Annotated in this window: 23 protein-coding genes and 1 pseudogene; 11 read left to right on the top strand and 13 right to left on the bottom strand. The window is 61.6% G+C overall.

Going from position 1 to position 22,466, the window contains the following annotated elements:
• Window positions 1-56 precede the first annotated feature (56 nt).
• From ACSC1P_RS19320 to ACSC1P_RS19300, 5 genes are all read left to right on the top strand, one after another.
• Window positions 57-281: a hypothetical protein gene (locus ACSC1P_RS19320; protein ID WP_435361836.1), complete on the top strand. Its 225-nt coding sequence runs from the start codon at window positions 57-59 to the stop codon at window positions 279-281.
• Between the two features lie 27 nt (window positions 282-308).
• Window positions 309-1,484 carry a 3-hydroxyacyl-CoA dehydrogenase gene (locus tag ACSC1P_RS19315; protein WP_435361835.1) on the top strand — a complete coding sequence of 392 codons (1,176 nt, stop codon included), beginning with the start codon at window positions 309-311 and terminating at the stop codon, window positions 1,482-1,484.
• A 69-nt stretch (window positions 1,485-1,553) separates the two neighbouring features.
• Entirely contained in the window at window positions 1,554-2,723 is a 1,170-nt protein-coding gene (locus tag ACSC1P_RS19310) for a thiolase domain-containing protein (RefSeq protein ID WP_435361834.1), read from the top strand.
• A complete protein-coding gene (locus ACSC1P_RS19305) occupies window positions 2,720-3,112 on the top strand; it encodes a Zn-ribbon domain-containing OB-fold protein (RefSeq protein ID WP_435361833.1) in 393 nt (130 codons plus the stop codon). Before ACSC1P_RS19310 ends, ACSC1P_RS19305 begins: the two co-directional genes overlap by 4 nt.
• Window positions 3,113-3,225: 113 nt before the next feature.
• On the top strand, window positions 3,226-4,314 hold the full coding sequence (locus ACSC1P_RS19300; RefSeq protein ID WP_435361832.1) for a Gfo/Idh/MocA family protein: 1,089 nt from the start codon (window positions 3,226-3,228) through the stop codon (window positions 4,312-4,314).
• Window positions 4,315-4,338: 24 nt separating this feature from the next.
• On the opposite strand, the gene ACSC1P_RS19295 is transcribed toward ACSC1P_RS19300, so the two are convergent.
• From ACSC1P_RS19295 to ACSC1P_RS19265, 7 genes are all read right to left on the bottom strand, one after another.
• Window positions 4,339-4,995, bottom strand: coding sequence for a ThuA domain-containing protein (locus tag ACSC1P_RS19295; RefSeq protein WP_435361831.1), 657 nt, complete (start codon window positions 4,993-4,995; stop codon window positions 4,339-4,341).
• A 145-nt stretch (window positions 4,996-5,140) separates the two neighbouring features.
• On the bottom strand, window positions 5,141-5,626 hold the full coding sequence (locus tag ACSC1P_RS19290) for a DUF7970 domain-containing protein (protein WP_435361830.1): 486 nt from the start codon (window positions 5,624-5,626) through the stop codon (window positions 5,141-5,143).
• Window positions 5,623-6,480, bottom strand: coding sequence for a ParA family protein (locus ACSC1P_RS19285; RefSeq protein WP_435361829.1), 858 nt, complete (start codon window positions 6,478-6,480; stop codon window positions 5,623-5,625). The genes ACSC1P_RS19290 and ACSC1P_RS19285 overlap by 4 nt, the downstream gene beginning before the upstream one ends.
• Window positions 6,481-7,165: 685 nt before the next feature.
• The gene (locus ACSC1P_RS19280; protein ID WP_435361828.1) at window positions 7,166-7,573 is read right to left on the bottom strand and encodes a DUF5788 family protein; all 408 of its coding nucleotides are present in this window, start codon (window positions 7,571-7,573) and stop codon (window positions 7,166-7,168) included.
• Between the two features lie 56 nt (window positions 7,574-7,629).
• A complete protein-coding gene (locus ACSC1P_RS19275) occupies window positions 7,630-8,247 on the bottom strand; it encodes a histidine phosphatase family protein (protein ID WP_435361827.1) in 618 nt (205 codons plus the stop codon).
• A 114-nt stretch (window positions 8,248-8,361) separates the two neighbouring features.
• A complete protein-coding gene (locus tag ACSC1P_RS19270) occupies window positions 8,362-9,675 on the bottom strand; it encodes an MFS transporter (RefSeq protein ID WP_435361826.1) in 1,314 nt (437 codons plus the stop codon).
• Between the two features lie 380 nt (window positions 9,676-10,055).
• Window positions 10,056-10,739, bottom strand: coding sequence for a hypothetical protein (locus ACSC1P_RS19265; protein ID WP_435361825.1), 684 nt, complete (start codon window positions 10,737-10,739; stop codon window positions 10,056-10,058).
• A 197-nt stretch (window positions 10,740-10,936) separates the two neighbouring features.
• Between ACSC1P_RS19265 and ACSC1P_RS19260 the strand changes: the two genes are divergently transcribed.
• The gene (locus ACSC1P_RS19260) at window positions 10,937-11,899 is read left to right on the top strand and encodes a formylglycine-generating enzyme family protein (RefSeq protein ID WP_435361824.1); all 963 of its coding nucleotides are present in this window, start codon (window positions 10,937-10,939) and stop codon (window positions 11,897-11,899) included.
• A gap of 47 nt (window positions 11,900-11,946) precedes the next feature.
• On the opposite strand, the gene ACSC1P_RS19255 is transcribed toward ACSC1P_RS19260, so the two are convergent.
• From ACSC1P_RS19255 to ACSC1P_RS19235, 5 genes are all read right to left on the bottom strand, one after another.
• Entirely contained in the window at window positions 11,947-13,164 is a 1,218-nt protein-coding gene (locus ACSC1P_RS19255) for an ABC transporter substrate-binding protein (RefSeq protein ID WP_435361823.1), read from the bottom strand.
• Window positions 13,165-13,315: 151 nt separating this feature from the next.
• A complete protein-coding gene (locus tag ACSC1P_RS19250) occupies window positions 13,316-14,320 on the bottom strand; it encodes a sister chromatid cohesion protein PDS5 (RefSeq protein ID WP_435361822.1) in 1,005 nt (334 codons plus the stop codon).
• Between the two features lie 106 nt (window positions 14,321-14,426).
• A complete protein-coding gene (locus ACSC1P_RS19245; RefSeq protein WP_435361821.1) occupies window positions 14,427-15,920 on the bottom strand; it encodes a cobyric acid synthase in 1,494 nt (497 codons plus the stop codon).
• Window positions 15,920-16,621: a cob(I)yrinic acid a,c-diamide adenosyltransferase gene (locus tag ACSC1P_RS19240; RefSeq protein WP_435361820.1), complete on the bottom strand. Its 702-nt coding sequence runs from the start codon at window positions 16,619-16,621 to the stop codon at window positions 15,920-15,922. Before ACSC1P_RS19240 ends, ACSC1P_RS19245 begins: the two co-directional genes overlap by 1 nt.
• A gap of 775 nt (window positions 16,622-17,396) precedes the next feature.
• Entirely contained in the window at window positions 17,397-18,653 is a 1,257-nt protein-coding gene (locus ACSC1P_RS19235; protein WP_435361819.1) for an RNA-guided endonuclease InsQ/TnpB family protein, read from the bottom strand.
• 143 nt (window positions 18,654-18,796) lie between these two features.
• Here ACSC1P_RS19235 and ACSC1P_RS19230 point away from each other — a divergent pair.
• The 5 genes and pseudogenes from ACSC1P_RS19230 to ACSC1P_RS19210 all read left to right on the top strand — a co-directional run.
• Window positions 18,797-19,141, top strand: a pseudogene (locus tag ACSC1P_RS19230) (CopG family ribbon-helix-helix protein); the annotation flags it as partial.
• Between the two features lie 137 nt (window positions 19,142-19,278).
• Window positions 19,279-19,959 (top strand): energy-coupling factor ABC transporter permease, encoded by a 681-nt coding sequence (locus ACSC1P_RS19225; protein WP_435361818.1) that lies wholly within the window; start codon window positions 19,279-19,281, stop codon window positions 19,957-19,959.
• Window positions 19,959-20,279: a cobalamin transport operon protein gene (locus ACSC1P_RS19220; RefSeq protein WP_435361817.1), complete on the top strand. Its 321-nt coding sequence runs from the start codon at window positions 19,959-19,961 to the stop codon at window positions 20,277-20,279. Before ACSC1P_RS19225 ends, ACSC1P_RS19220 begins: the two co-directional genes overlap by 1 nt.
• A 2-nt stretch (window positions 20,280-20,281) precedes the next feature.
• A complete protein-coding gene (cbiQ, locus tag ACSC1P_RS19215) occupies window positions 20,282-21,094 on the top strand; it encodes a cobalt ECF transporter T component CbiQ (RefSeq protein WP_435361816.1) in 813 nt (270 codons plus the stop codon).
• 68 nt (window positions 21,095-21,162) lie between these two features.
• A complete protein-coding gene (locus tag ACSC1P_RS19210; protein ID WP_435361941.1) occupies window positions 21,163-21,966 on the top strand; it encodes an energy-coupling factor ABC transporter ATP-binding protein in 804 nt (267 codons plus the stop codon).
• A gap of 255 nt (window positions 21,967-22,221) precedes the next feature.
• Here ACSC1P_RS19210 and ACSC1P_RS19205 read toward each other — a convergent pair whose 3' ends face one another.
• Window positions 22,222-22,374: a C2H2-type zinc finger protein gene (locus ACSC1P_RS19205; RefSeq protein ID WP_435361815.1), complete on the bottom strand. Its 153-nt coding sequence runs from the start codon at window positions 22,372-22,374 to the stop codon at window positions 22,222-22,224.
• Window positions 22,375-22,466: the final 92 nt, after the last annotated feature.

The following is a 22,466-nucleotide window of genomic DNA, read 5'->3' as shown; positions in this document are numbered from 1 at the left end:
TGTCTGTGTGTACGACCGGTCGGCGAGTCCCGACCGAGCGTCGCCACTACCCCACCATGACGCGTACTATCACCTACTTAGAAGCAGTAGATCCAGCCGACCTCGCGGCCAACATCGAACTCCTGGACTACGACCAACTCGACGAGGACTGCCAGCAGCGACTCGCCGAACTCGCCGAGACGAATCAGCGACTGTGCGCCGACGGCGGGGTCGCCGCCTCGGCTGACTCCCTCGTCGTCAAGCACACCGACTACTACCTGTTCGCCGGAGACTGTGACTGAGATGGTCATCGGTCGAGGGGTCCCACGATGAGTGCATCGCCACCAGATGTGACTAGTATCGCGGTCCTCGGTGCCGGCAGCATGGGCCACGGCATCGCCGAAGTCGCCGCACTAGCGGGCTACGAAGTCCGTCTCAGAGACATCGACGAGGAGACGGTCGGTCGGGGCTACGACCGACTCACGTGGAGTGTCGAGAAACTCGCCGAGAGCGGTCGCCTGACCGACGACGAAGCGACTGCGACTCTCGAACGTATCGAACCCATCGTCGACCTCGGCACGGCACTCGACGGCGTGGATGTCGTCATCGAGGCCGTCCCCGAGCGACTCGACCTGAAGAAACAGGTGTTCGCCGAGGTGGTCGACCACGCCCCCGCAGACGCATTGTTCGCAACGAACACGTCGACGCTCTCGATAACGGAACTTGCCGCGGCGACCGACCGCCCTGCAGACTTCTGTGGGATGCACTTCTTCAACCCGCCAGTCAGGATGCCGCTTGTCGAAGTCGTCGCCGGAGAGCAGACCAGTGAAGAGACGCTCGCCCGCGCTACAGCACTCGTCGACTCGTTCGAGAAGACCCCGATTCGAGTGCACAGAGACGAACCGGGATTCGTCGTCAACCGGGTGCTGGTCCCGCTGTTGAACGAAGCGGGCTGGCTGGTCGAGATGGACGCCGCGAGCGTCGCCGAGGTCGACAGCACCGCAAAGCACGACCTCGAACTACCGATGGGCTGTTTCGAGCTGCTCGACCAGATCGGTATCGACGTCATCGTCGACGTGCTCGACTACATGGCGGCGACACTCGGCGACGGCTATCGTTCCTGTCCGCAGTTCACGGCACGAGTCGAGGATGCCGACTTCGGCAAAAAGTCCGGCCGCGGCTTCTACGACTGGGAGGACGGCGGTGCGTCGATTCCGGTCGACGAGGGCCGGACCGTCGTTCGCGACCGACTGGTGGCCGTGGCAATCAACGAGACGGCGAAGCTGGTCGCGGCTGACGTCGCTCCGCCAGAGACGGTGGACGAGGGACTCGTCCTCGGAGCCGGGTTCCCGGTCGGCCCGACGGAACTGGCCGCCGGCGTCGGCTATCAGCGCACCTACGACACGCTTGCCGAACTGTTCGCAGAAACAGGTCTCGCCCGGTACGAGCCACACGAACAACACGAACAGTGGGCCAACCAGGGCGGTCCGGACATACCAGCATAGACGTAGTCACACCCGCGGATTGCGTGGAGACACAGGTTTATCACGATACTTCTCTTCGATTGGGTATAGATGGCACGAGCAAGCATCGTCGGTACTGGCATGACTACGTTCGGCGTCCACGACCGGACACTCGCCGAGTTGTTCACGGAGGCGGCGTTTCCCGCATTGGACGACGCCGGCGTCTCGACGGGTGAGGTCGACGCGTTCTACTTCGGGAACGCCATGGGCGGGATGACGGAGAACGACACGCATCTGGCACCCAAACTGGCGTCGCATCTCGGCCTCGCCGGGGTTCCGTGCCAGCGCTTCGAAGACGCTTGTGCGACATCGTCGAACGCGTTCAAAAACGCCGTTCAGGCGGTCGAGGCCGGACTCCACGACGTGGTCCTCGTCGGCGGCGTCGAGCGGTGTACACCGAAGACGGGACTCGGGACCGCGGATATGACCGAGATATTCGCCAGTGCGTCACACCGTGAGGCAGAGCAACCGACTGGACTCACGTTCCCGGGCGTGTTCGCGCTCCTCACGAAGCGTCACATGTACGAACACGGGACGACCGAAGAACAACTCGCCGCCGTCGCGGTGAAGAACCACTATCACGGGAGTCTCAACCCGCGGGCACATTTCGGGGACGACGTTACCGTCGCAGACGTTCTGGAGAGTCCAGTCATCGCAGATCCGTTCAGACTCATGGACTGCTGTCCGTTCTCCGACGGTGCGTCGGCACTCGTCGTGGTCAGCGACGAACACGCCGAGAGCTTCAACGGGACACACGTCGACGTGACGGGCGTGGGCCACGCCACCGACCTCGTCCCGCTCGCAGAGAAGGTTCACCCCTCGACGACACAGTCCGCTAGAGACGCCGCCGCAGCGGCGTACGAACAGGCCGAAATCGACCCGTTAGACATCGACTTCGCCGAAGTCCACGACTGCTTCACGGGGGCCGAGGTGATGGCGACGGAAGCCATCGGCCTGTTCGAAGACGGCGACGGCGGGCCGGCTGCGGCAGCAGGGCGCACTCGACTCGGTGGCGATGTGCCGGTCAACCCTAGTGGTGGTCTCAAGGCGAAGGGTCATCCAATCGGCGCGACTGGGACCGCTCAGTTGGTCGAACTCGCGGAGCAGCTCCGGGGTGACGCTGGCGACCGGCAAGTCGCCGATGCGACGTGTGGCGTCGCACACAACCTCGGTGGCGACGCTGCGACGACCGTCGTGACGGTCGTGGAGGCGGCACGATGACGCCGTCGCCGAAGCCCCTAGATGGGACGTTGACCGAAAAAGACCGGCAACAGGCGCTCCGAGACGAGACGATTCTGGGACAGCGATGCGAGGACTGTGGGCACGAGACGGCGGCGGCGATGGCTGCGTGTTCCCGCTGTCGGTCGCGCTCGCTGTCGGTGGTCGAACTGCCACAAGACGGCGTCGTGTACACGGAGACGACCATCGCAGTCCCCCCGCCGGGACACGACGGGCCGTATCAGGTCGCAGTCGTCTCGCTCGGCGAGGAAGCTCGGTGTACAGCCCGAATTCGAGGACCGGTCGTCTCTATCGGAGATTCGGTTTCCCTCGTCGACGTCATGACGGCCGACGGGCGGCCCGTTCCCGTCTTCGAACGGTCGCCTCAGTAGCGATATTCGGTGACACTGGCTCCGACGCTGCATCGTCGCCTCCCTCTTCTCGAGCACCCGCAGACACTGCACCGAACAGAAGGACTTAGCCGGTGGCCTGTGCCCGGAGTGGTATGCAACCGCTCACCGTCGGCGTGCTCGGCTGCGGGACGATAAGCGCCGCCTACATCGAAAACGCGGTGCAGTTCGACAGCTACAACATCGTGGCATGCGCCGACCTCGACCCCGAGCGTACGACCGCGACCGCCGACGAGTACGGGCTCACCGGCTACGAACCGGACGAACTCCTCGCCACCGACGACGTGGAACTCGTCGTCAACCTCACGCCGCCAGCGGTCCACGCCGGAACGTGCAAACAGATTCTCGACGCCGGCAAACACGTCTACGTCGAGAAACCGCTCGCAGTGAGTCACGACGAGGCAGTCTCGATTCGTGACCAAGCCGAGGCGGCCGGTCTTCGACTCGGCGGTGCACCAGACACCTTCCTCGGGACTGGGTTGCAGACCTGCCGGTCGGTCATCGATGACGGTCACATCGGTGAACCCGTCGGTGCCACGGCGGTCTGGGTCTCCGGCGGTCACGAGTCCTGGCACGCGAACCCCGACCTCTTCTACCGCGAGGGCGGCGGCCCGCTGTTCGATATGGGGCCCTACTACGTGACTGCGCTCGTCTCACTCCTCGGACCAGCGAGCAGAGTCACTGGGTCCGTCTCGCAAACGACGACCGAACGGACGATTACGAGTGAACCGCGCCACGGCGAGACGATTCCCGTCGAGGTGCCGACGCACGAGACCGGCATCGTCGACTTCGAACGCGGCGCGACGGCGACCCTGACGACGAGTTTCGACGGGGCTGGCCGGTCGACGTTCCCAACTCCAGCCTTCGAAATCTACGGGACGGGGGGCACGCTACAACTGCCAGACCCAAACCAGTTCACCGGCCGTGTCGCGATTCAGCGTGACGGCGAGGAGACCGAGACCGTCGAACCGACGCACGACCACGCGGTTGGTCGTGGACTCGGCGTCGCGGACATGGCGCGTGCGATTCGGAACGACGGAGACCACCGCGCGAACGGCCGTCTCGCCTGCCACGTATTGGAGATACTGTCCGGCATTCGGGCGGCGTCGGAGTCGGGTGAGCACGTCGAACTCGATTCGACGCTCGACCGCCCCGAGCCGGTTTCACCGTCGTTCGTGGACTGACTCCTGAACGGCTGCTGTGGCCCCCTACGCGCCTGCTACCCACCGCACCGCGTTCGTCAGGAGTTCGTGGTGGCTCTCGTGGTCCAGTGCTTCGTCGGTGTGTCCGAGCGAACTGTAGCAGATGCGCCCGTTACCGTACTCGTGTACCCAGACAACCGGATAGTGCTCGTCGAGGTCGGGGTGGTCCATACGTGCGAGGACGCGAACCCGGTCTTCGTCCACGTCGACCTGATACGGTTCGTCGAGAACGTCGAAGTCGTCGAGAGCGTCGACTACGGGGTGTGTCGAATCGGTCATGGTGACGGTGAACGTCGATATCTCGGGGTGAGAGACGAAGTGCCCACCGACGAGTTCCCGAAGTTCGGGATGTGGCGTCTCGCGGCTGGTGAACTCGCCGTCGTCGTCGATGTAGCTGGTGAGGTCGGCGGCACAGTGAATCGGCAGGTAGCCACCGCCGTCGGCGACGAACGACCGCAATCCGTCTACTGCTGCGGACGAGAGCCTGCTGTCGGTCAGATAGTCGACGACCACATCGTACTCGGCGAGCGATTCGAGCGCCGAAATGTCCGTCGAGACCGTCACCTCGGCATCGTCGCCGAGTGCTCGCTCGATGTGTGGGGCCTTCTCGTCGAAGTCGTGAATACTGTTCTCGCCGAGCAGCAGGACGGTGATGTTCGACATGCATGACGGTTCTCTGCTCGGTTAGAAAAAGAGCAGGGGTCAGCGTGCTACTCCGAGATGTCGCTCTCGACGCTGTGAACGAACACCGAGGTTCGATGCTGGGGAAGCAAACGATATCGCGAAATACAGTTTACTGCCCGTGGTTTCACTTCAGGTATTCGTAGCCCCACGACTCGAGTTCCGCCGCGATGGCTTCGGGGTCGGCGGTTGCGACCATCGCCTCGCGGAGGTCGAGTTTCTTCACGTCTTTGGTCCGCATGTCGAGGTGGTCGGCGATTTCGCTCCGGAGTTCGTCCTCCCGCTCGGAGTACTCGTCGCGCAGGAAGAACTGGTGGACGTTGTCGCGGTCTTCCTTGACCGCACCTCGGCGAAGCACCCACGGGATGTCCTGCGGAGACAGCGAATCATCGCTCGTTCCCTCGTCGGATTCGGCCACTGCCGATTCGTCACTCGTCGTCTCGACGGGCACATCGTTCTCCACGGACTCGTCGTCGGTCGACTCGTCGCTGCCGGAGGAATCGGCCTCGTCGAGTTCAGTTGTAGGCTCTGGTTCTGCTTCTCCATCCGGTTCCTCTTCGGGTTCCTCTTCAAATGGGTCCGCGAACGGGTCGTCGCCTGCGCCGGTCTTCATGCTTCGATCACCCCGAACTGGCGGCGGATGTGGTCGGCAAGCCCGTCGAACTTCTCCAGCGTGTCGAGCTCGTAGTCCCCGTTCGGCTCACGGTGGTCTTCGAGGACCGTGTACGCAGACGCTTGGTAATCCCACATGTTCTGCATGAGGCTGGCGCGTTCTTTGAGGACGGCCGGTATCTCGAACGTCGACTCTTCGAGTTCTTCGAGGTGATTTTGCTGCGTGTTCGTGCGCTTGAACCCGACCGGCACGACACCGAGGACACCGACGTTGATACCGACGCCACGTTCGAGGCCGTCGACGAGGTCTTCCAAACCATTGATGCTCAGTGCTCCCTTTCCAGAGAGTTCGACCGGGAGCAGGATGGACCGCGTCGCGTAGATTGCGTTGTACAGTGCGTCCCCCGCGGTCGCCTGCGGGTCACAGATGATGACGTCGTATTGGCTCGGTACGTCGTTCTCCGCGAGGACTCGGTGGAGCTGTTCGTGCTTGGGCCACTCGTAGTCCGAGTCGGGGTGCATGTCCTCTTCCATCTCGGCCGCTCGCATCAAATTCGCCGTGAGATTCTCGAGCATGTTGTGGCCCGGAACCACGTCGATGCCGTGTTCGGTCTCTCTGACGAGGTCGTCGAAGTCCCCCTTCGGCCGGCCGATGATGTGACGTACCAGATTGTCTGCGCTCCCGTCGTCGCGGTCGTCGTCGACGTCGAAGACGTAGCTCAAACTTCCCTCCTGTGGGTCGAGGTCGATGCAGAGCACGTCGAGGTCCTGTCGCGCGAGCGCGACAGCCAGGTTGGCTGCGAGTGTCGTCTTGCCGACCCCACCCGCTTCCGAGTACGTCGTGAACGTAATCATGACTGGCCGTTCAGTGTGTCGCGTAATAAATCCTGCCCAGACAGTCATGTTGTCTGTGCATGTTTGTTGCTCAGTGTTACTGGTAAGTGTAGCTGGCCAGTGTTACTGAACAGTGTTGCTGGTTGGTGGCTCTGGCTCGGTGGTCTGGCTATACTCTCTCGACAGTCGGTGTGGCTGACTGTTGGGTGACGCTGACTGGTGAGTCACTACAGGGTAACTGGGCAGTCGGTCAGGCGAGACTGCGAGCCTAGAACGGTATGAATTTCTGAATGACTGGGATGAAACTCTCTATATTCGCGGTCTCACTTTCGACAAATCCGCTCGCTGTCTGTTGGTTATACTGAAAAGTTTGGCTGAGTAGTAATACTATTCGGGTATCCAGAACTAATGTTGGTGCGGGGGCGTGCTCTGTGGTATTACCTTCGAGACATACCAGTGAGTTACATTGAACGGTTACACTACTCAGTGTAATATTCGGGGTATCTCTACAGCCATTCTGTGCAGTGGGGCTGCGAGCTGGGCTGCGCTGAAGAGTGGGACAGAACAGTCACACCACCCACCCCACCGATTCAGACTATCCAGTTATACTGATGGGTAACACTGCTTGGCTGTGTTGACTCTCCATGACCAGTGGTCGCCGCCGAAGTATCAGCTCGTGTAGGTCCGACGCGCTGAAGGTTCGTCCTCAGACGCCGAACGACCGCATCATGTCGACCAATTCTCTGGCCGACTGGATTTTCTTCTGCCGTAGTTCTTCCCCGATGCTCGACCCTTCGAGTGACTCGAACGCGTTGATGGCTCGTTCGAGGTTCGCGACCGTCGTGACCAGTTCGGTGCCAGTCTCGTAGTCGACCTCGTCGTTCTCGACGAGTTGGACCAGTCGCAGTCGTTCACGCCGCAAGAATCGTAGTACTTCTTCGACACGCTCGCTCTCCGTAGGGGACAGTTGGTCCCTACCGGAAACCTCGAAGTAGAACTGCTGGAGTGGGACCGTTTCGTCGTTCAGGACGACCGATTCCGGCATCGAACCTCCCACGCGAGCACTCGACCGCCGTAACTGGTCGAGGAGTTCGTCGCGTCGATGTTCCTCCATACGCGACCTACGCGGCACGGGGTTTTAGTTTTGTCCGAGAGGTAACACGTATCGACTCAGGAGTAGTCGGTCTCGTTCTCGCAGACGACTTTCGTCGTCTCCGCGTCGGGGTCGTACTGGAACTCGTTGATAGCGCAGTTCCCTTGCGACTGCTCCAACGCCGCCGTGAGTTCGAGCCCCTTCACGTGGCCGAGCAGGAACCGAATCGGATTCCCGTGGGAGACGACGAGGACTGTTTCGGACGGTTCACAGTCGACCAGCAGTCGCTCCCAACGGTCGACGACACGTTCACGGACTGACGCGAGCGTTTCCCCACTTTCCGGTTCTCTGTAGGCTGCTTCCGCACCGACTTCCCAGACCCCATACTCGGGGAAGCGCTCGAACATCTCGTCGGCGGGCAGCCCTTGGTAGATACCGATGTCGTGCTCGCGCCACGCAGATTCGTAGGTGACTGGTGCGTCGACGTGGTCGAGGAGCAGTTCGGTCGTTTCCTCAGTCCGGTGGAGGTCGGAGGAGTAGATGCGGTCGATGTCGTATCGTGTGTCGAGCGCCCCGCCGAGGGTGGTGGCCTGCTCGCACCCAACATCCGTGAGTGGCGTCGGTGCCCATCCCTGCATCCGACGCTCGCGGTTCCACGTCGTCTCACCGTGGCGGACGGCAACGATTGTGGTCATCTCTGGCTCTAAACCGTACGACGAGAAGAGGGTGCTGAACTCGACTTCCGAAGCGATGGCAGGTGCACCTCCGTGTAGCCTTACGAAAAATGGGTTGATGACCCCGTCGAGTGTCTACTCGTCGTCGCGTCGTGGCGACTGCACGTCGAACGCTTCCGGGTCAGCGTCGGCGACTGGGGGCAGTCGTCGGAGTCGCGGGCGCAGGAGAACGTAGAGGCCGGTGAACCCGAAGCCGAACGCGGCCAGCCCCATCGTCGTGGTCGTCCCCAGCACGGCGGCGATGACACCGCCGATGAGCGAGCCGAGGGGAAGCGTCGCTCCGGAGGCGGTGCCTTTGATCGTCGACACGCGACCGAGGAGGTCGGTCGGGAAGACGGTCTGGTTCAGTGTCGACGAGAGGACGCCGCTAATACCGGCGGGCACCCACGAAAGGCCAAACAGGACGATGGTCAGTGCCGCCGACGGAGCGTACACCGCGGCGATCCAGCAGACCGCCCCGATCGAGTGGCCGACCAGCTTGACCCGACCGTACGGAACTTGTTCGAAATAGGGGCCGAGGAGCGACCCGACGAGCCGGCCGATACCGAGGGCACCGAGCAACAGGCCGTACACTGCGGCCCCACCGATACCGTCGGCGAACGCCGGAAGAATCGCGAGCGTGACGCCGATGGCGAAGTTGGCGACCGCCGTAGTGAGCACGAGTTCGACGAAGACGGTTCCTCTGAGAATGTCGATGCCTTCCCGAAGGTCATCGACGTACGAGCCGAGTATCGACTCGTCGTCGGCCGTTGCACTGGTTGGGATCTCGTCGGCTGTCGCCGCGTGGTCGGTCGAGTTGACCGCGATACCTGCGAACAGCAGACCGGCGATAGCGAACGTGACCGAGTCGAACAGGAACAGCGTCGTCGCGCCGAAGACGGCGATGAACACGCCGCCGAGCGCGTCGAACACCATGTCGAGGCCGAGCGTCACGCTCGCGAGTGCGGAGTTCGCCTTCGACAGCCGCTGCTCGGGGACGATACGTGGGACGAGCGTCGCCTGCATCGGGGCCATCAACAGTGTCGCCATCGTCAGGAAGGGGACGACCGCGAGCAAGACACCGACGGTCAGGTGGTCCATCGCGGCGGCGAGTGGCAGGACCAGGACCACGACGCCCTGTAGGACCTGCGACCCGACGAGGACCGGCTTGAGTGGGAGCCGGTCGACGACCGGCCCGGCGAGTATCTGCAAGAGCCACGGGAGCAACAGCAGCGAGTTCGCGATGCCTGTGAGGACCGTGGACCCGCTGAGTTCGAAGACGAGCCACAGCACGGCGACGGTGTAGAGACTGTCCCCGGCGTTCGTCACGAACTGCCCGGCGAAGTAGCGCCGAAAGTCCCGATTGCGCCACAGCGATGGACCATCGGTGGTTGCTTCAGCGGTGGTCATCGACGACCACCACCGTCGGTCAGGTCGAGTGTTTCGGGTCGCAGGGGCGAGTGCGACCGCAAGCGATGCGTCTGGTAATCGAGCGGCGATACGTGGTCAGGTGAGCCGTGTCTGCGTGTCGACGGCCCAGTGGATGTCGGCATGGACGTGTGTCTTCGTTAGATGAAGTGCGGCTACAGAACGTAGCGAAACGAACCCGAATGCTGCAGCTATCGGGCCCGCTTCGCGGCCGGCGGCGAGCACGGATCGAACACCGGACGACACGTGTACCGGTGAGTCATAGGACGCTTCGTGAGAGACGTCGCTGACTGAACACAAAGGTCTGGTGGTGCCGTGAGAAACGCAGACAGGGTGGTGGGTGATACTCGGACGCCGTGTATTCACTCCGTCACGTCGAACCCGACAGCGACACCCGTGGGGGTCGCACCAGTTGCAAACCGATACCGCCCCTGACGAAGTGCTGGACAGACAGTCAGGTCGTCTCGATGCGACGGATAGCTCATCTCGACGATTCCTGCCGCCGAGAACGGGAACACCCACTCGACGGGCTCACCCGGTTCGATGGGGTGTGCCCCATCGGTGATTGGTTGTACCGTCCCCGTCGAAAATCCCCGCACCTCCCGCCACCCGTCTTCGGTGAACAGTGAGAGGTTCGATTTGTGCTTGTTCCCGATGTCGCGCGTCTCGTCGGAGACGTTTCGGAGTTCGATGCGGACTGTGTCGCCGAACCCGTGACTGAGAGACTCGACGCGGAGGGCGAACACCGGCGTTCCATCCACGGAAACGTCGCCCCAAGCGACGGAGTCGTCTACCCAGGAGTTCATCCGTTTGAACTCCTCGTTCTGGCAGCTACCCGTTTCGACTGCGGTTGGTTCGGTGTCGGGCCGCACGTGCCAGTCCGGACTCGTCGTTTCGACGGTATCGGTGGTCGTCGAGTCGGTGGGAGAAGCAGCCGTGGATGGCGTGTTTTCGTCGTCTTGGGTTGCGCCGGTGTTGCACCCGGAAAGGACCAGTGTCCCACCTCCGAGTACGCTCGCCAAGACCTGCCGCCGGGACCAATGCATACCGATGTTGTTTCCCAATTGCGTGATAAGTCTTCTGCGGACCACATCGCGGCATGGGTTCTCGCTCGAACGCACCGTCGATGAGACGGCGTCACTGGAGACGCCGAAAGCGGGCCATTCGCAACCGAGGAGAGGACGGAGACGACGACGGGGAAATCATGGCTCGGGCGTAAATCGATTGATGGACTATACACAGTATGCGTGTCGAGAACGCGCCGCCCGGACAGCCACCCGCCGAGGGGATGAACTGGGTTCCTGGTGGGCGGTTCACTATGGGGTCGAACGACCATTATCCAGAAGAGGCACCGGCGCACGACGTCCGCGTCGAGGGGTTCTGGATGGACGCGACGCCAGTCACGAACGCCCAGTTCCAGACGTTCGTCGACGAGACTGACTACGTCACGGTCGCAGAACGAGACCCAGACTCGGCGGACTATCCCGAGGCGGACCCGGAGTTGCTGGTGGCTGGGTCGGCGGTGTTCACACCACCTTCGGAGCCAGTTCCCTTACAGGACCCCAGCCAGTGGTGGCAGTACGTCCCCGGTGCCTGCTGGCGACACCCCGAGGGTCCCGAGAGCGACATCACGGACCGGCTGGACCATCCAGTCGTCCACGTCACCTTCAAAGACGCCCAGCGATACGCGCGATGGGCTGGCAAACGGTTGCCGACCGAAGTCCAGCACGAGCGGGCGTCGCGGGGTGGCCTCGACGGTGCCACGTACGCGTGGGGTGACGAGTTCACGCCCGACGGGAACCACATGGCGAACACGTGGCAAGGGTTGTTCCCGTGGGAGAATTTGGCCGAAGATGAGTACGTGGGCACCTCGCCCGTCGGTTCGTTCCCGGCGAACGGGTACGGGCTGTACGACACTATCGGCAACGTCTGGGAGTGGACGGACGACTGGTTCCAGCCGCGACACCCCGACGAGGCGACGAGTCCGTGCTGTGCCCCGAAGAACCCGCGGGGTGGGACCAAGGCTGGTAGCGTCGACCCGCGCGACGCAGCACAGGTTCCGCGAAAAGTGCTGAAGGGTGGCTCGCATCTGTGTGCCCCGAACTACTGCCGCAGATACCGGCCGGCGGCCCGCTATCCCGAACCGGTCGACACGTCGACGAACCACGTCGGCTTTCGCTGTATCGTCACTGGAGGGGGCGAGTGAGGGTAGTTTATCGTCGAAATCGGCCCACGGACGACTCGCCGACTGGCTTAGAAGTCCCCGGTGACGATGTCGGCGACTCGTTGTCGGTCGAACAGTTCGTCGTCGCCCGTCACGTCGCCGAAGATGTCGGGGAACAGTTGCTTCGCGGCTCGTTCCGTCAGGAACAGGTTGTGAATCGGTCCCTGATAGAGGTAGCCACCGCGGTACACCCGTCCGTTTTTGACGGCCGATAGCTCGCTGCCGACAGGGTGGTCCTGCATGTAGCCGAGGACGGTTTCGCGGAACGCAGATGCGGAATCACGCTCGTGGCCGCGGACCAGAATCACTTCGGGGTCGATTTCGAGCAGGTTTTCGTAGTCCAGTTCCCCGCGGTCGGTCGTGCTGAGGTTGTCGATGTCGGTGCCGTCGAGCGCGTCGCCGACGCCGAGGTCGCGCCACTGCTTCTTGCTCGTGCCTTTGTCGTTCAGCCGGTACGGCGAGAAGGTCTCTGGCTCGTCGGTTCCTTCGAAGGTGAGGAACACCGCTGGGCGTTCCTCCTCCGGGGGCAACTTGGACTGAACGTCGGCGATGAACTCGTCGTGAAGCTCTTTGAACGCCGCGTATCGCTCCTGTTCTTGGAACACTGCGGCGACTTTCTCGAACGCTTCGTAGAGCGTGTAGTACTGGTAGTCGTGCCAGTCGTCGGACCGCCGGAAGTTGAGGTTCCCAACGAAGGGCGCGACGTTGTTGGTGATTTCGTCGACGTCGTCTTGGCCCCAATCGAACCAGTTGACGAGCATCTGTGGGTCGTACAGGTGCACGTCGTTGTCGAGTTCGTAGAACTGTTCTTTCGTCCTGACCTCGGGATTTGCCTCCACGGTTCCACGGTCGACGCTCACACCCGGCAGTTCGTCGTACACGTACGTGTAGAACCGACTTGCGCCACCGATACCCGTGAGTCCGGAGCCTTTCCCGAGTGCCACAGCCATGTCGGCGTAGCCGCCATCATACGCGGCCCAGCGTTCCGGGACCGCGTCGAACGTGACCTCGCCTACGGGTGCCATCGAGACCGAGTACGGCGTGTCCCCGGTGGTCGTCTCGCTATCAGTCGCACTCGACCCGCTGTCGGTCGCCTTTTGCGTCTGCGTCGGTTCCGAGGTGGACGAACCCGTTGGGTCCGATTCACCGGTACAACCCGCGAGGAGCGTCCCGCCGAGTATCGCCCCGCCGTACTTCACGTAATCTCGTCGTGTCGGTTCTCTGCCGCCGTTCGTCCTGTCTTGCATATGTTTTAGGCCTGCCTAAATGTATAAAACCGTTTCGAAATTTAGGCTGGCCAAAAAGTCTTGAACGGTCCCAGTACTACCGCTACAGTCGCTCATCCTGCGACATCACTGTCTGCTCACCGAGTCGGCCAGTAAGGCGGGACGAACTCTGTCAGTGCGGTGCCCCACACCGTGGACAGAGTGGTGGACCACTTTCCGGGAGTGCCAGGTCGCAGTGTGGACACGCTGCATCGCCATCCGGCGACGTGATTTCGGTCACGGCGTCCTCGGTCGTCGCGCGGAGCCCGTCGACTGTCCCGACTTCGGCAAACGCGTCGGTCTCGTCGACCGGCAAATTACGGGCGAAACTGGCTCGGTGTCTGACGAACGCGTCATCGTCCGTGGCTAGTTCGGTCAGTGCCGAGCGGACATTCGGTGGCGTCTCGGACGCCGCTCGGAGCCAGAGACCGAGTACTTCTGCGGCACGGCCACGGACTGACGCGCTCTCGTCTGACAGTCTGGCAATGAGGGCTGAGCTGGCGTCCGAAAGCACGTCTGGGTAGTCACACCCAACCGCAGCAAGTGCGGTACACAGGTGATACCGAACGAGTTCCTCGTCGTCGTCGAGGTGCTCGGCGAGGGTCGAAACGTGATGTCTGAGTCGACGAGGGTTGCCCAGTGCAACGCATTCCAACGCCTTCGCCAGTTTCACCTTGACCGCTGGTTCGTCGAACGACAGCCCAACCCGGAAGTCTGCAAGCACTTCGGGAGAATCCACCGCGCTGGGTCGTTCACGTGCGACGTAGCCCAACGCTTCGGCAGCGCGGGCACGCACGTAGTAAAACTCGTCGTCGTCAGCCAGACGGTCCGCGAGTACCGGGGCGAGCGATGTGACCGCTTCTGGGTGTGACTCGGCGACCGCGACGAACAATTTCGCTGTCGTCAGGCGGACCGCTCGCTCGTCGTCGGTGAGAAACGGGGTGAGCGCTGGAAGAACTGGCGTGACTACTTCTGGCTGCTCGTCGGTGAGATTCCGGAGGGCCTGCACTGCCTCTTTCCTGCGTCTCGGGGCTGCTGTCTCCACCACGGCGAGACACGTGATCGCTTCCGAGCGCTCACCAGCTTCGATGACACTCGTGAGATGGGCGACCGTCGGCGGTTGTTTCGACCCGTCCATTGTCGTTTCTGTATGCTGGTGTTCTCCGTCGTGTGCAATTAGTAATCCGGTGGTCACGGGGTGGCGCGAATCGCTGGTTCACGAATCGAGGACAGCACACGTGGACTCACACGCGAAGGTACTCGTCGAGGAACGACGTGTTCAGATTGTCATTGACGAGTGTTTTCGCTCGCTCGAACGGTGACGATGAACCGTCCGTCACGGTCGGCGGTCGCTTGCCTGCGTGGGCGAACACGGCGTCACGAAACGCGCGCCTCGCACGCTCGTTCTCGAACAATCCATGGAGGTAGGTCCCGAGGATGCGGTCGGTGGCGGCGCTCTCGTCGCTGAGAGGGGTTTCGACCGGTTCCGTAGGCGTCGTCGAGCCCATGTGTATCTCGTACCCCGACACCGGGCCCGTCGCACCGGCGAGTGGGCCGACACCGTCGAGGCGTTGCTCGACTCGCTCGACCCGTTTTTCGGGAGAGAACGTCGTCGTCACCGGAAGGAGACCGAATCCCTCGACAGTCTCGACCGATTCGGTGCTCTCGACGCCCGCGTTCTCGATTCGTTCACCGAGCATCTGGTAGCCGCCGCAGAGGCCGACCACTGGCCCGGTGAACGACCGGATTGCCGAATCGAACCCAGCGCGTCGAAGTTCGCGGAGGTCGTCGACGGTGTTCTTCGTTCCCGGCAGTACGACCGCGTCAGCGTCCGCCAGGTCGTCGTCGAGCGGTTCGTACGCGACCCGAACACCGGGTTCACCAGCCAGCGATTCCAGGTCCGTCGCGTTCGAGAGTCGTGGGAGTCGTGGAACGGCGACCGTGACGGTCTCGTCTTCCGGAACCTCGCTGTCGCCGCCGATGACGCCTCGCTCGCCCACCGCCGGCAATGAGACGCTGTCTTCGGCTGGGAGGCCGGGGTCGTCGTAGGGGACGACGCCGACCACGGGGACGCCCGTCCGTGTCTCGATTTCGTCGATGCCAGAATCGAGTAGCGACGCGTCGCCCCGGAACTTCGTCAGCGCACTCCCGACGACGGTGTCCGCGAACTCGTCCGGAATCAGTGCGAGCGTCCCGTAGAGCGCGGCGAACGCACCACCACGCTCGATGTCTGCGAGGACGAGCACGTCCGCGTCGGCGAACCGAATCGTTTCGAGGTTCGCGAGGTCGCGGTCGTGGAGGTTTATCTCGGCGATAGAGCCCGCCCCTTCGGCGACGATAACGTCGTGGTCGCTGGCCAGTCGGTCGTATGCACTCTCGGCCGCCGCTCGGGCGTCCTCCCAGTGGTCGTCGTAGTAGTTCCCTGCACTGAAGTGTCCGACCGCCTCGCCGTCGATAACCAACTGCGACTCGCCATCGCCTCTGGGTTTGAGCAACACCGGGTTCATGTCCGTCGTCGTGGGAACGCGTGCTGCGCGCGCTTGCACGTGTTGCGAGACGCCGATTTCGCCCCACTCGCCGTCGGGGCGCACCGCGACCCGGGCGTTGTTGGACATGTTCTGGGCTTTGAACGGGGCCACGTCGACTCCCCTGTCGGCGAGTGCCCGACAGAGTCCAGCGACGATGGTGCTCTTCCCGACGTGACTGGCCGTCCCGGCGACGAGCAGCGTCTGGGTCATCAGAACTCGGTCCCTTTTCGTGCCCGCTGCCCAGCGTCGATGGGGTGTTTCTCCTTGCGAACGTTGGTGACGAGGTCGGCGTGGTCGAGCAGATACTCGGGTCGGTGGTGGCTACCAGTCAGCACGAGTTCGAGGTACTCGGGTTTCCCTTCGACGAGTTCGATGAGTTCGTCCGGGTCGACGAGTCCACGGTCAGCCGCGTACAGCACCTCGTCGAGGATGAGGAAGTGCATGCCCTCATCGGGCTCGCCGTCAAGCGCGAGTGGCTCGGTCAGGTCGGCGTCTGCGGCTGCCTGCACGAGTGCTGTCGCGCGGTCGAACCCGGCCCGGGCCTCGGCCTCGTGGGAGTCGTCAGTCGAACCGTCTCGCATCCCGTGCCAGCCGTAGTGGCCGAGGTTCTCGTAGGAAAACCCGGGCATCGCCGCGATGGCGTTGTACTCACCGCGGACCGCTTCGACGCTGTCCGCGCCGCCCTTCATGAACTGGAGCATGTGGACCCGGTAGCCGTGCCCGGCGGCACGGAACCCCATGCCTATGGCTGCCGTCGTCTTTCCCTTGCCGTCGCCCCACCACGCCTGTACCAGCCCGAATTCGTCTGGCGCGTCCGGCTCGATGGGATTGGCCCCCGGCTTCACGCCGCGGCCTGGGGTGTGTTTGCGAACTTGGTCTGCATCGGTCGGAGTATCGTCTGTGTCGTGCATGGTTACTGGTCGAGCGGTTGTTATCGCGGGCGTGGTGACGCGTGGCGTGGACCAGTCGATTACAACCACTACTAGTGCAGTTCATGGCTATTCAACGACTCACCACCCGTCTTAACAAACAAGGTTGCTTTAGATAAATATCTCTTGTGTTGGTTGTGGCATTGGCAGCTGCCACTTCTTGCGGAGTCTGTAGCTGCACCTCCGATACTCCATCTCTCCAGAACACATTCAGCAAGCCGACGGCGACAGTCGAGGTGACGACGACGAGTGGCAACCCGACTTTGAGCGGTCGGCGGAGTGAGTTTTCGACGTTCGCGTGCCGTGCTTGTTCGAGGACGATGCGTGTCGCTACACTCCCCATCGGGGTCGCGACGCCGGCGAGGGTACTCACTGCGGCGAGGACGAACGCGTTCTTGGGGTTTTCCGAGTGGCGTAGCCAGACTCCCGATGTTCGCCCCTAGTATCACGGCGATTTGTGGACGTACTGGGTCGACGTCGGCGTACTCCGTCGCCGTCACCAGTACGGGCGTAAGGAGAAGGACAGTCGCGCCGTTTAGATATTAAACAACAATATCCAAATCACATTTATTATTATAATTGTCCTCTGGGTTAGCAATAACGATGCTCCAATTCACTCGACGAACGCTGCTCCAACGGGCAAGCGCAGGTGCTGTTGCTGCGACTGGAATCTCTGGTTGTCTCGGTGGAAACGGTGGGAATCTCGACTCGCTGACGCTCGCGTACGTCCCCATCTACCCGAACATGCAACACTACGTCATCGACCCACGACTGAAGTCGTGGGCTTGTCCGTGGACTCCCGGTCTGCCTCCGATGTGGAGTAGGCGGTGTAATCGCCGTTCCCGTTCAGCGTCCCAGACTTGAGGGCGAGATGACCGTCACCCAACCCAGAGGGACGTTTGCCCTCTGGTAAAGTTAGCAACTTCAAACCGATATTCTTCGAGGCGTTGTAGTCGCCGTCAACTGAGTATCCACACTCGTTACACTCGAACCAGCCAGTCTTCGGGTCACGATTCGTGCTGGATTGATGCCCGCACTTCGAGCAGGTTTGACTCGTAAATGCGGGCGGTATCTGTTCGACACGAATCCCGTATTCGCTGGCCTTGTACGCGAGCATTTCTTGGAGTTCGCGGAACGCCCAGTTGTGCATCTGACGCTTCACTTGGTCGTTCCAGTTGTCCATTCGCTCGCGGATGTGGGTCAAGCGTTCGACGGCGATGTACGAACAGTCGTGGGCGTCGGCTTCCTCCACGATGCGTCGAGAAATCGTGTGCAGGCGGTTCAACACGAAGCGGTTTTCTCGCCCCGACAGTCGCCGGAGTACCTGCTTGGCGGAGCGAGTGCCTTTGTGCTGAAGGCTACGACGCACGCGGAAGTAATGGTTCTGACCCCACAACAGTTCGCCACCATCGTAGAACGACCCCGTACTGGTCACGGCGACGTTCTTCAAGTTCAAGTCTACGCCCAATACCTTCTCACTGTCGCGTTCTTCGACCTCTTTCTTGATGATGATGTGGAGATAGAACGCGTCCTCGTCTTCGCGGTAGTGGAGCGTTCCCATCCGTTTTTCGTAGCCGTCGTCATCGAGGTAGGACCGTTGGTAGTCCCCGAGGACGTATTCGACGGCAACTCTCCCGTTGATGGTGGAGAGGGTGGCCGACCTGTCCTTGATGGTCAACGTTCGCTTGTCGTACACGGCGGACGGCTCGTTGAATCGCGGGAGTGGTCGGCTGTTTCCCTTCTTCCAGTCAGCAACGGTACTTTTCATCGCTTCGACGGCTTTCGAGTAGGCTCGAATGCAGAGGTTTGCGGGCAGGTCTGTCTCGTCTCGCAAGTCGTGGTACACTTTGTCGTGTATGGTGGACTTGTTGAGGATGAGGTAGCCGTCGTCGTTCCTGCCGTTCTGGACGGTGTAGTTGCAGGCGTGGTTGAACTGGTCGATGGTCTGATGGAAGTCGTCTTCTCGGTTGTCTGGAACCGATAGTTTGACCGGAATGGTTCGTTTGACCTCCATCTATAACCTCACATACGAAGTGTTATTTTATAATCTCTACGACTGGCGTGGGGGAGCCGGTCTGCTATCGCTCGTGGTCTGTTTCGAGGATTGTCGGATTCCTCCCACGGCTAAAGCCGTGGGCTTCCTCCTTGCATCTGTGTGAGGTCATTCGCGAAGCCTGCCAATCACTGCTTGCAGAGCACCAAGGGACAGAGTACGAGGGCCGACAGGTGTTAGCGACGGTGACTGCGGTCTTCGGCTACGATGCACCGGATATCGAATGCCAGATGTTGGCTGTTCGCCACCAATTCGAGGCCTCGATTCGGTCGAACGCACACAATTGTCTCGACGACGACGCAGGCTGTGTCGAGACGTTCGTAATCGAAACTGAGTACGAAGACGCGTTGCGATTTGTCGGAACGGTTCGTGGCGTAGATGAGTCGATATCGGTCGAATACACGATTCTACCCGTCGAATTACCCCCCGGAAAAATCGGCATCCAATAGGCAGGGGTGACTGACGAGTCTTCAGGAGTCGGAATACACTTTATCAAATTGCAGTGCCCTTTTACCATATATTGTCAACTACCTCAATCTAGTACAGCAAGATTATTATTTTCACCAATAAATTTAGCAACATAGCTATGGCACATATTCACCTCGGTGAAGGGGCGTTTCCACTATGGGCACTGATTCTCTGGACCATTCTGGGCGTCGGGTTGGTCGGCGCTGTCGTTTATAAGATCCGAAAGGGTGGTATCGAAACACAGCAAATCGCACTCGCTGGCATCGCTGCCGCAGCGAGTTTCGCGATTTTCCAGTTGAACATCCCGGTCTGGGGTGGCGTCCACATGAACCTCACTGGCCTCGTGGGAATTCTCGCCGGTCCGTTGCTTGGAGTCCTCATCGCACTGGTCGTGAATCTCTTCTCGGCGGCGCTCGGGCACGGTGCGGTTGGCCTGCTCGGCGCGAATACGCTCGTCAACGCCACGGAAGCAGTCGTCGCCTACTACGCGTTCAAGACCCTGCTCCGAATGGACTGGGACGTCTTCCCCGCCAGTGCGAGCGCCGCGACCCTCGGTCTCTCTGCGGGGGCGTTCCTGATGGGCCTGATAATCGTCATCAGCGGTGTGAACGGAAGCGCGTTGCCCCGCGGTGACCTGGCAATCGCGGTCGCTGGCCTCGTCGGACTCAACCTCGGCGTCGCCGTCATCGAGGGCATTCTAAATGGGTTTATCGTCCAGTTCCTCGCGTCGGTTCGCCCCGACCTCGTGGGCCTCGCCGACCGTCACACTTGGGGGGAATCGAGCGGGGTGACGGCCTGATGCAGCGCTGGAAGCAGTACGCCGGACTCTTCGGTCTCTGCGTGGTCTGCCTTGCCGCTGGCCTGTGGGGCTTCACCTCCACTGGCGGTGCACTCCCGTGGGCCAAACGCTCCGCGCAGGCGCTGCAGAAGGGCGTGCAAGAGGGCGGCGGCGCGCTCGTCGATTTCGGCCGTGGTATCGTCATCGCTGGCCCCATTCGGAAGGCCGGCATGCTGTTCGAATTCGGGGCGCTCGTTCTCCTGCTTGCCCTGCTCGGTATCGGGCTGTACGTCTACGTCGACCTATACGGCGGCTTCGACGGGGAACGCCCGGCCCGGTAATCGTGACGACGCTCTCAAACCACGTCCCGGACCCGCGACTCATCACGGCGTTCGCCGAACGTCGGTCTGGGCCGTTGCACCGCGTCAATCCCTGGACGAAGGTCGGGTTCGTTGGTGCGCTGGTCCTCGCCGTCACGGTGTTCGACCGGCTCTCACTACTCGCAGGACTCTACGGCCTCGTCCTCGCGGTCTACGGACTGGCGGGTCTTCCGTACCGACGGCTCGTAGGCTGGTACACCCTCCCGCTCCTGTTCATCGTCTCGGTCGCCACGCCGCTGGCCTTTCTCGAACCGGGCACACCAATCGTCGGCGCGCTCTCGACACCGGTCGGTGAACTCTCGGTCACGTGGGAAGGCGCAGCACTCTTTGCGGAACTCAGCTGTCGGTCACTGACGGTCGTCACGTTCACGCTGACCGCATCGATGACCACGAAATACACCGACGTCGCGTACATGCTCGGTCGGTTGCTGCCGCGTCCAATCGACCAGATCGCGTTGCTCACCTATCGGTTTACGTTCGTCATGCTCGAAACGCTCGAAGACCTCGTGAAAGCCGCGCTCTCTCGGGGAGCGAACCTCTCCGAGTTCTGGTCGAACAAGCGGCTGTACGCGAGAATCCTCGGTATGACGATGCTGTCGGCTATCGAGCAGTCCGAACGGCTCGTCAAGTCCATGGAAGCCCGCGGCTACGACGGTGACATCACGCTGTACGGCGACGTGCCACGCCCGCCGATGCACGAGCTGTTCGTCGTCGTCGGCTCGTACGCCGTGGTCATCGGCTACGCAACGTTCGTCGTCTACGGGGTGAGTCTGTGAGCAGCGATGCGACCCCGCTCGTCGACCTCCAGTGTGAGTCACACACGTATCCAGACGGGACGGTCGGCATGCACGACGTCGAGTTCACCGTCTATCCCGACGAAGTCGTCGCACTCGTCGGCGGCAACGGCGCGGGGAAGTCGACGCTCCTCGAACACCTGAACGCGACCTTGGTACCCGACGACGGCGAACTAGTCGTCGACGGTACGCCAATCACTGGAGAAAACAAGGCGCACGCGCGGAAGGAAGTCGGATTCGTCTTTCAGGACGCCGACACACAACTGGTCGCACCGACGGTCCTGGACGACGTGATGTTCGGACTGCGGAACTACGGCGTTCCAGGTGACGAGGCGAAACAGCGCGCTCGTGAAGCACTCGCAACCGTCGACGCGAGCCACCTCGAAGACCGGATTCCGCACTATCTGAGCGGCGGCGAGAAGCGACTCGTCGGCCTCGCTGGCGTGCTCGTTCTCGAACCGAGCGTCGTCGTGCTCGACGAACCACTCGCCGGACTCGACCCGGCGCGTTCCCGACTGGTCGCTGATCGAATCGAGCAAATCAGTGCGTCCGGTATCAGCGTCGTCGTCTCGACGCACGACCTCGATTTCGCTGCCGAGGTCGCCGACAGAGTCTGTGTGATGGCCGACGGCAACATTGCCGGAACAGGGACGCCACGTGAGGTATTCTACGACGACGCATTGTTGGAGAAAGCGAATCTTCATCCGCCGACTGCAGTCCGTGTCACTCGTGACTCGGGGTTAGATACGGCCGCGCAGCCAGTGACGGAAACTGAACTCGTGACGCTCCTCACTGATGTCGATAGTTCGGAATCCTTGCAGTCTCCGTCGTCGGATGGGATGGAACACGACTGAGCACTTTCTCCAACGCCGGTTTGACATTGGTGCCTATCGCCGTTTTTGTAATCACTCCCGTACTAACTCACGGAATTCTCTCCTTCCAGAAAGATATTAGCGAGTGAGTGAAGACGGTACCTGATTGGACGTACCAGTCTGTGACGGACGCTGCAGTGGCTGCGGACTGGCAGTTTGCACTAGTTCTTTTCGTGTCGACGACTAGCCCTGACGAAAAAAATCCGACGGTGAGTCTTCTTGTACCGAGCCGTCCGCTCAATGGTTCTCGTGGATGTGGTTTTGTAGTGAATCGGTGTCGTCGAATTTCTCGTCACACTCGGCACACGTGTTGTGGTGGAGTGCGACGTGCTGAGTCACACCAGCAGCGCTCTTGAACTGTGCATCGCAACTGGAGCAGGTGTACGCCATTACATACCAACTAACGCGCGAGGACAGTAAAAGGGTTATTAGAAATTGTATCTGTGAGATTGATACGAACTAGTAATTTTGTTTCGAGGCTA

It is taken from the genome of Haloarchaeobius caseinilyticus, assembly GCF_051207395.1.
Taxonomy (GTDB): Archaea; Halobacteriota; Halobacteria; order Halobacteriales; family Natrialbaceae; genus Haloarchaeobius.
The sequence above is the reverse complement of the archived record's forward strand: the minus strand, read 5'-3'. Positions and strand labels throughout refer to the sequence as shown.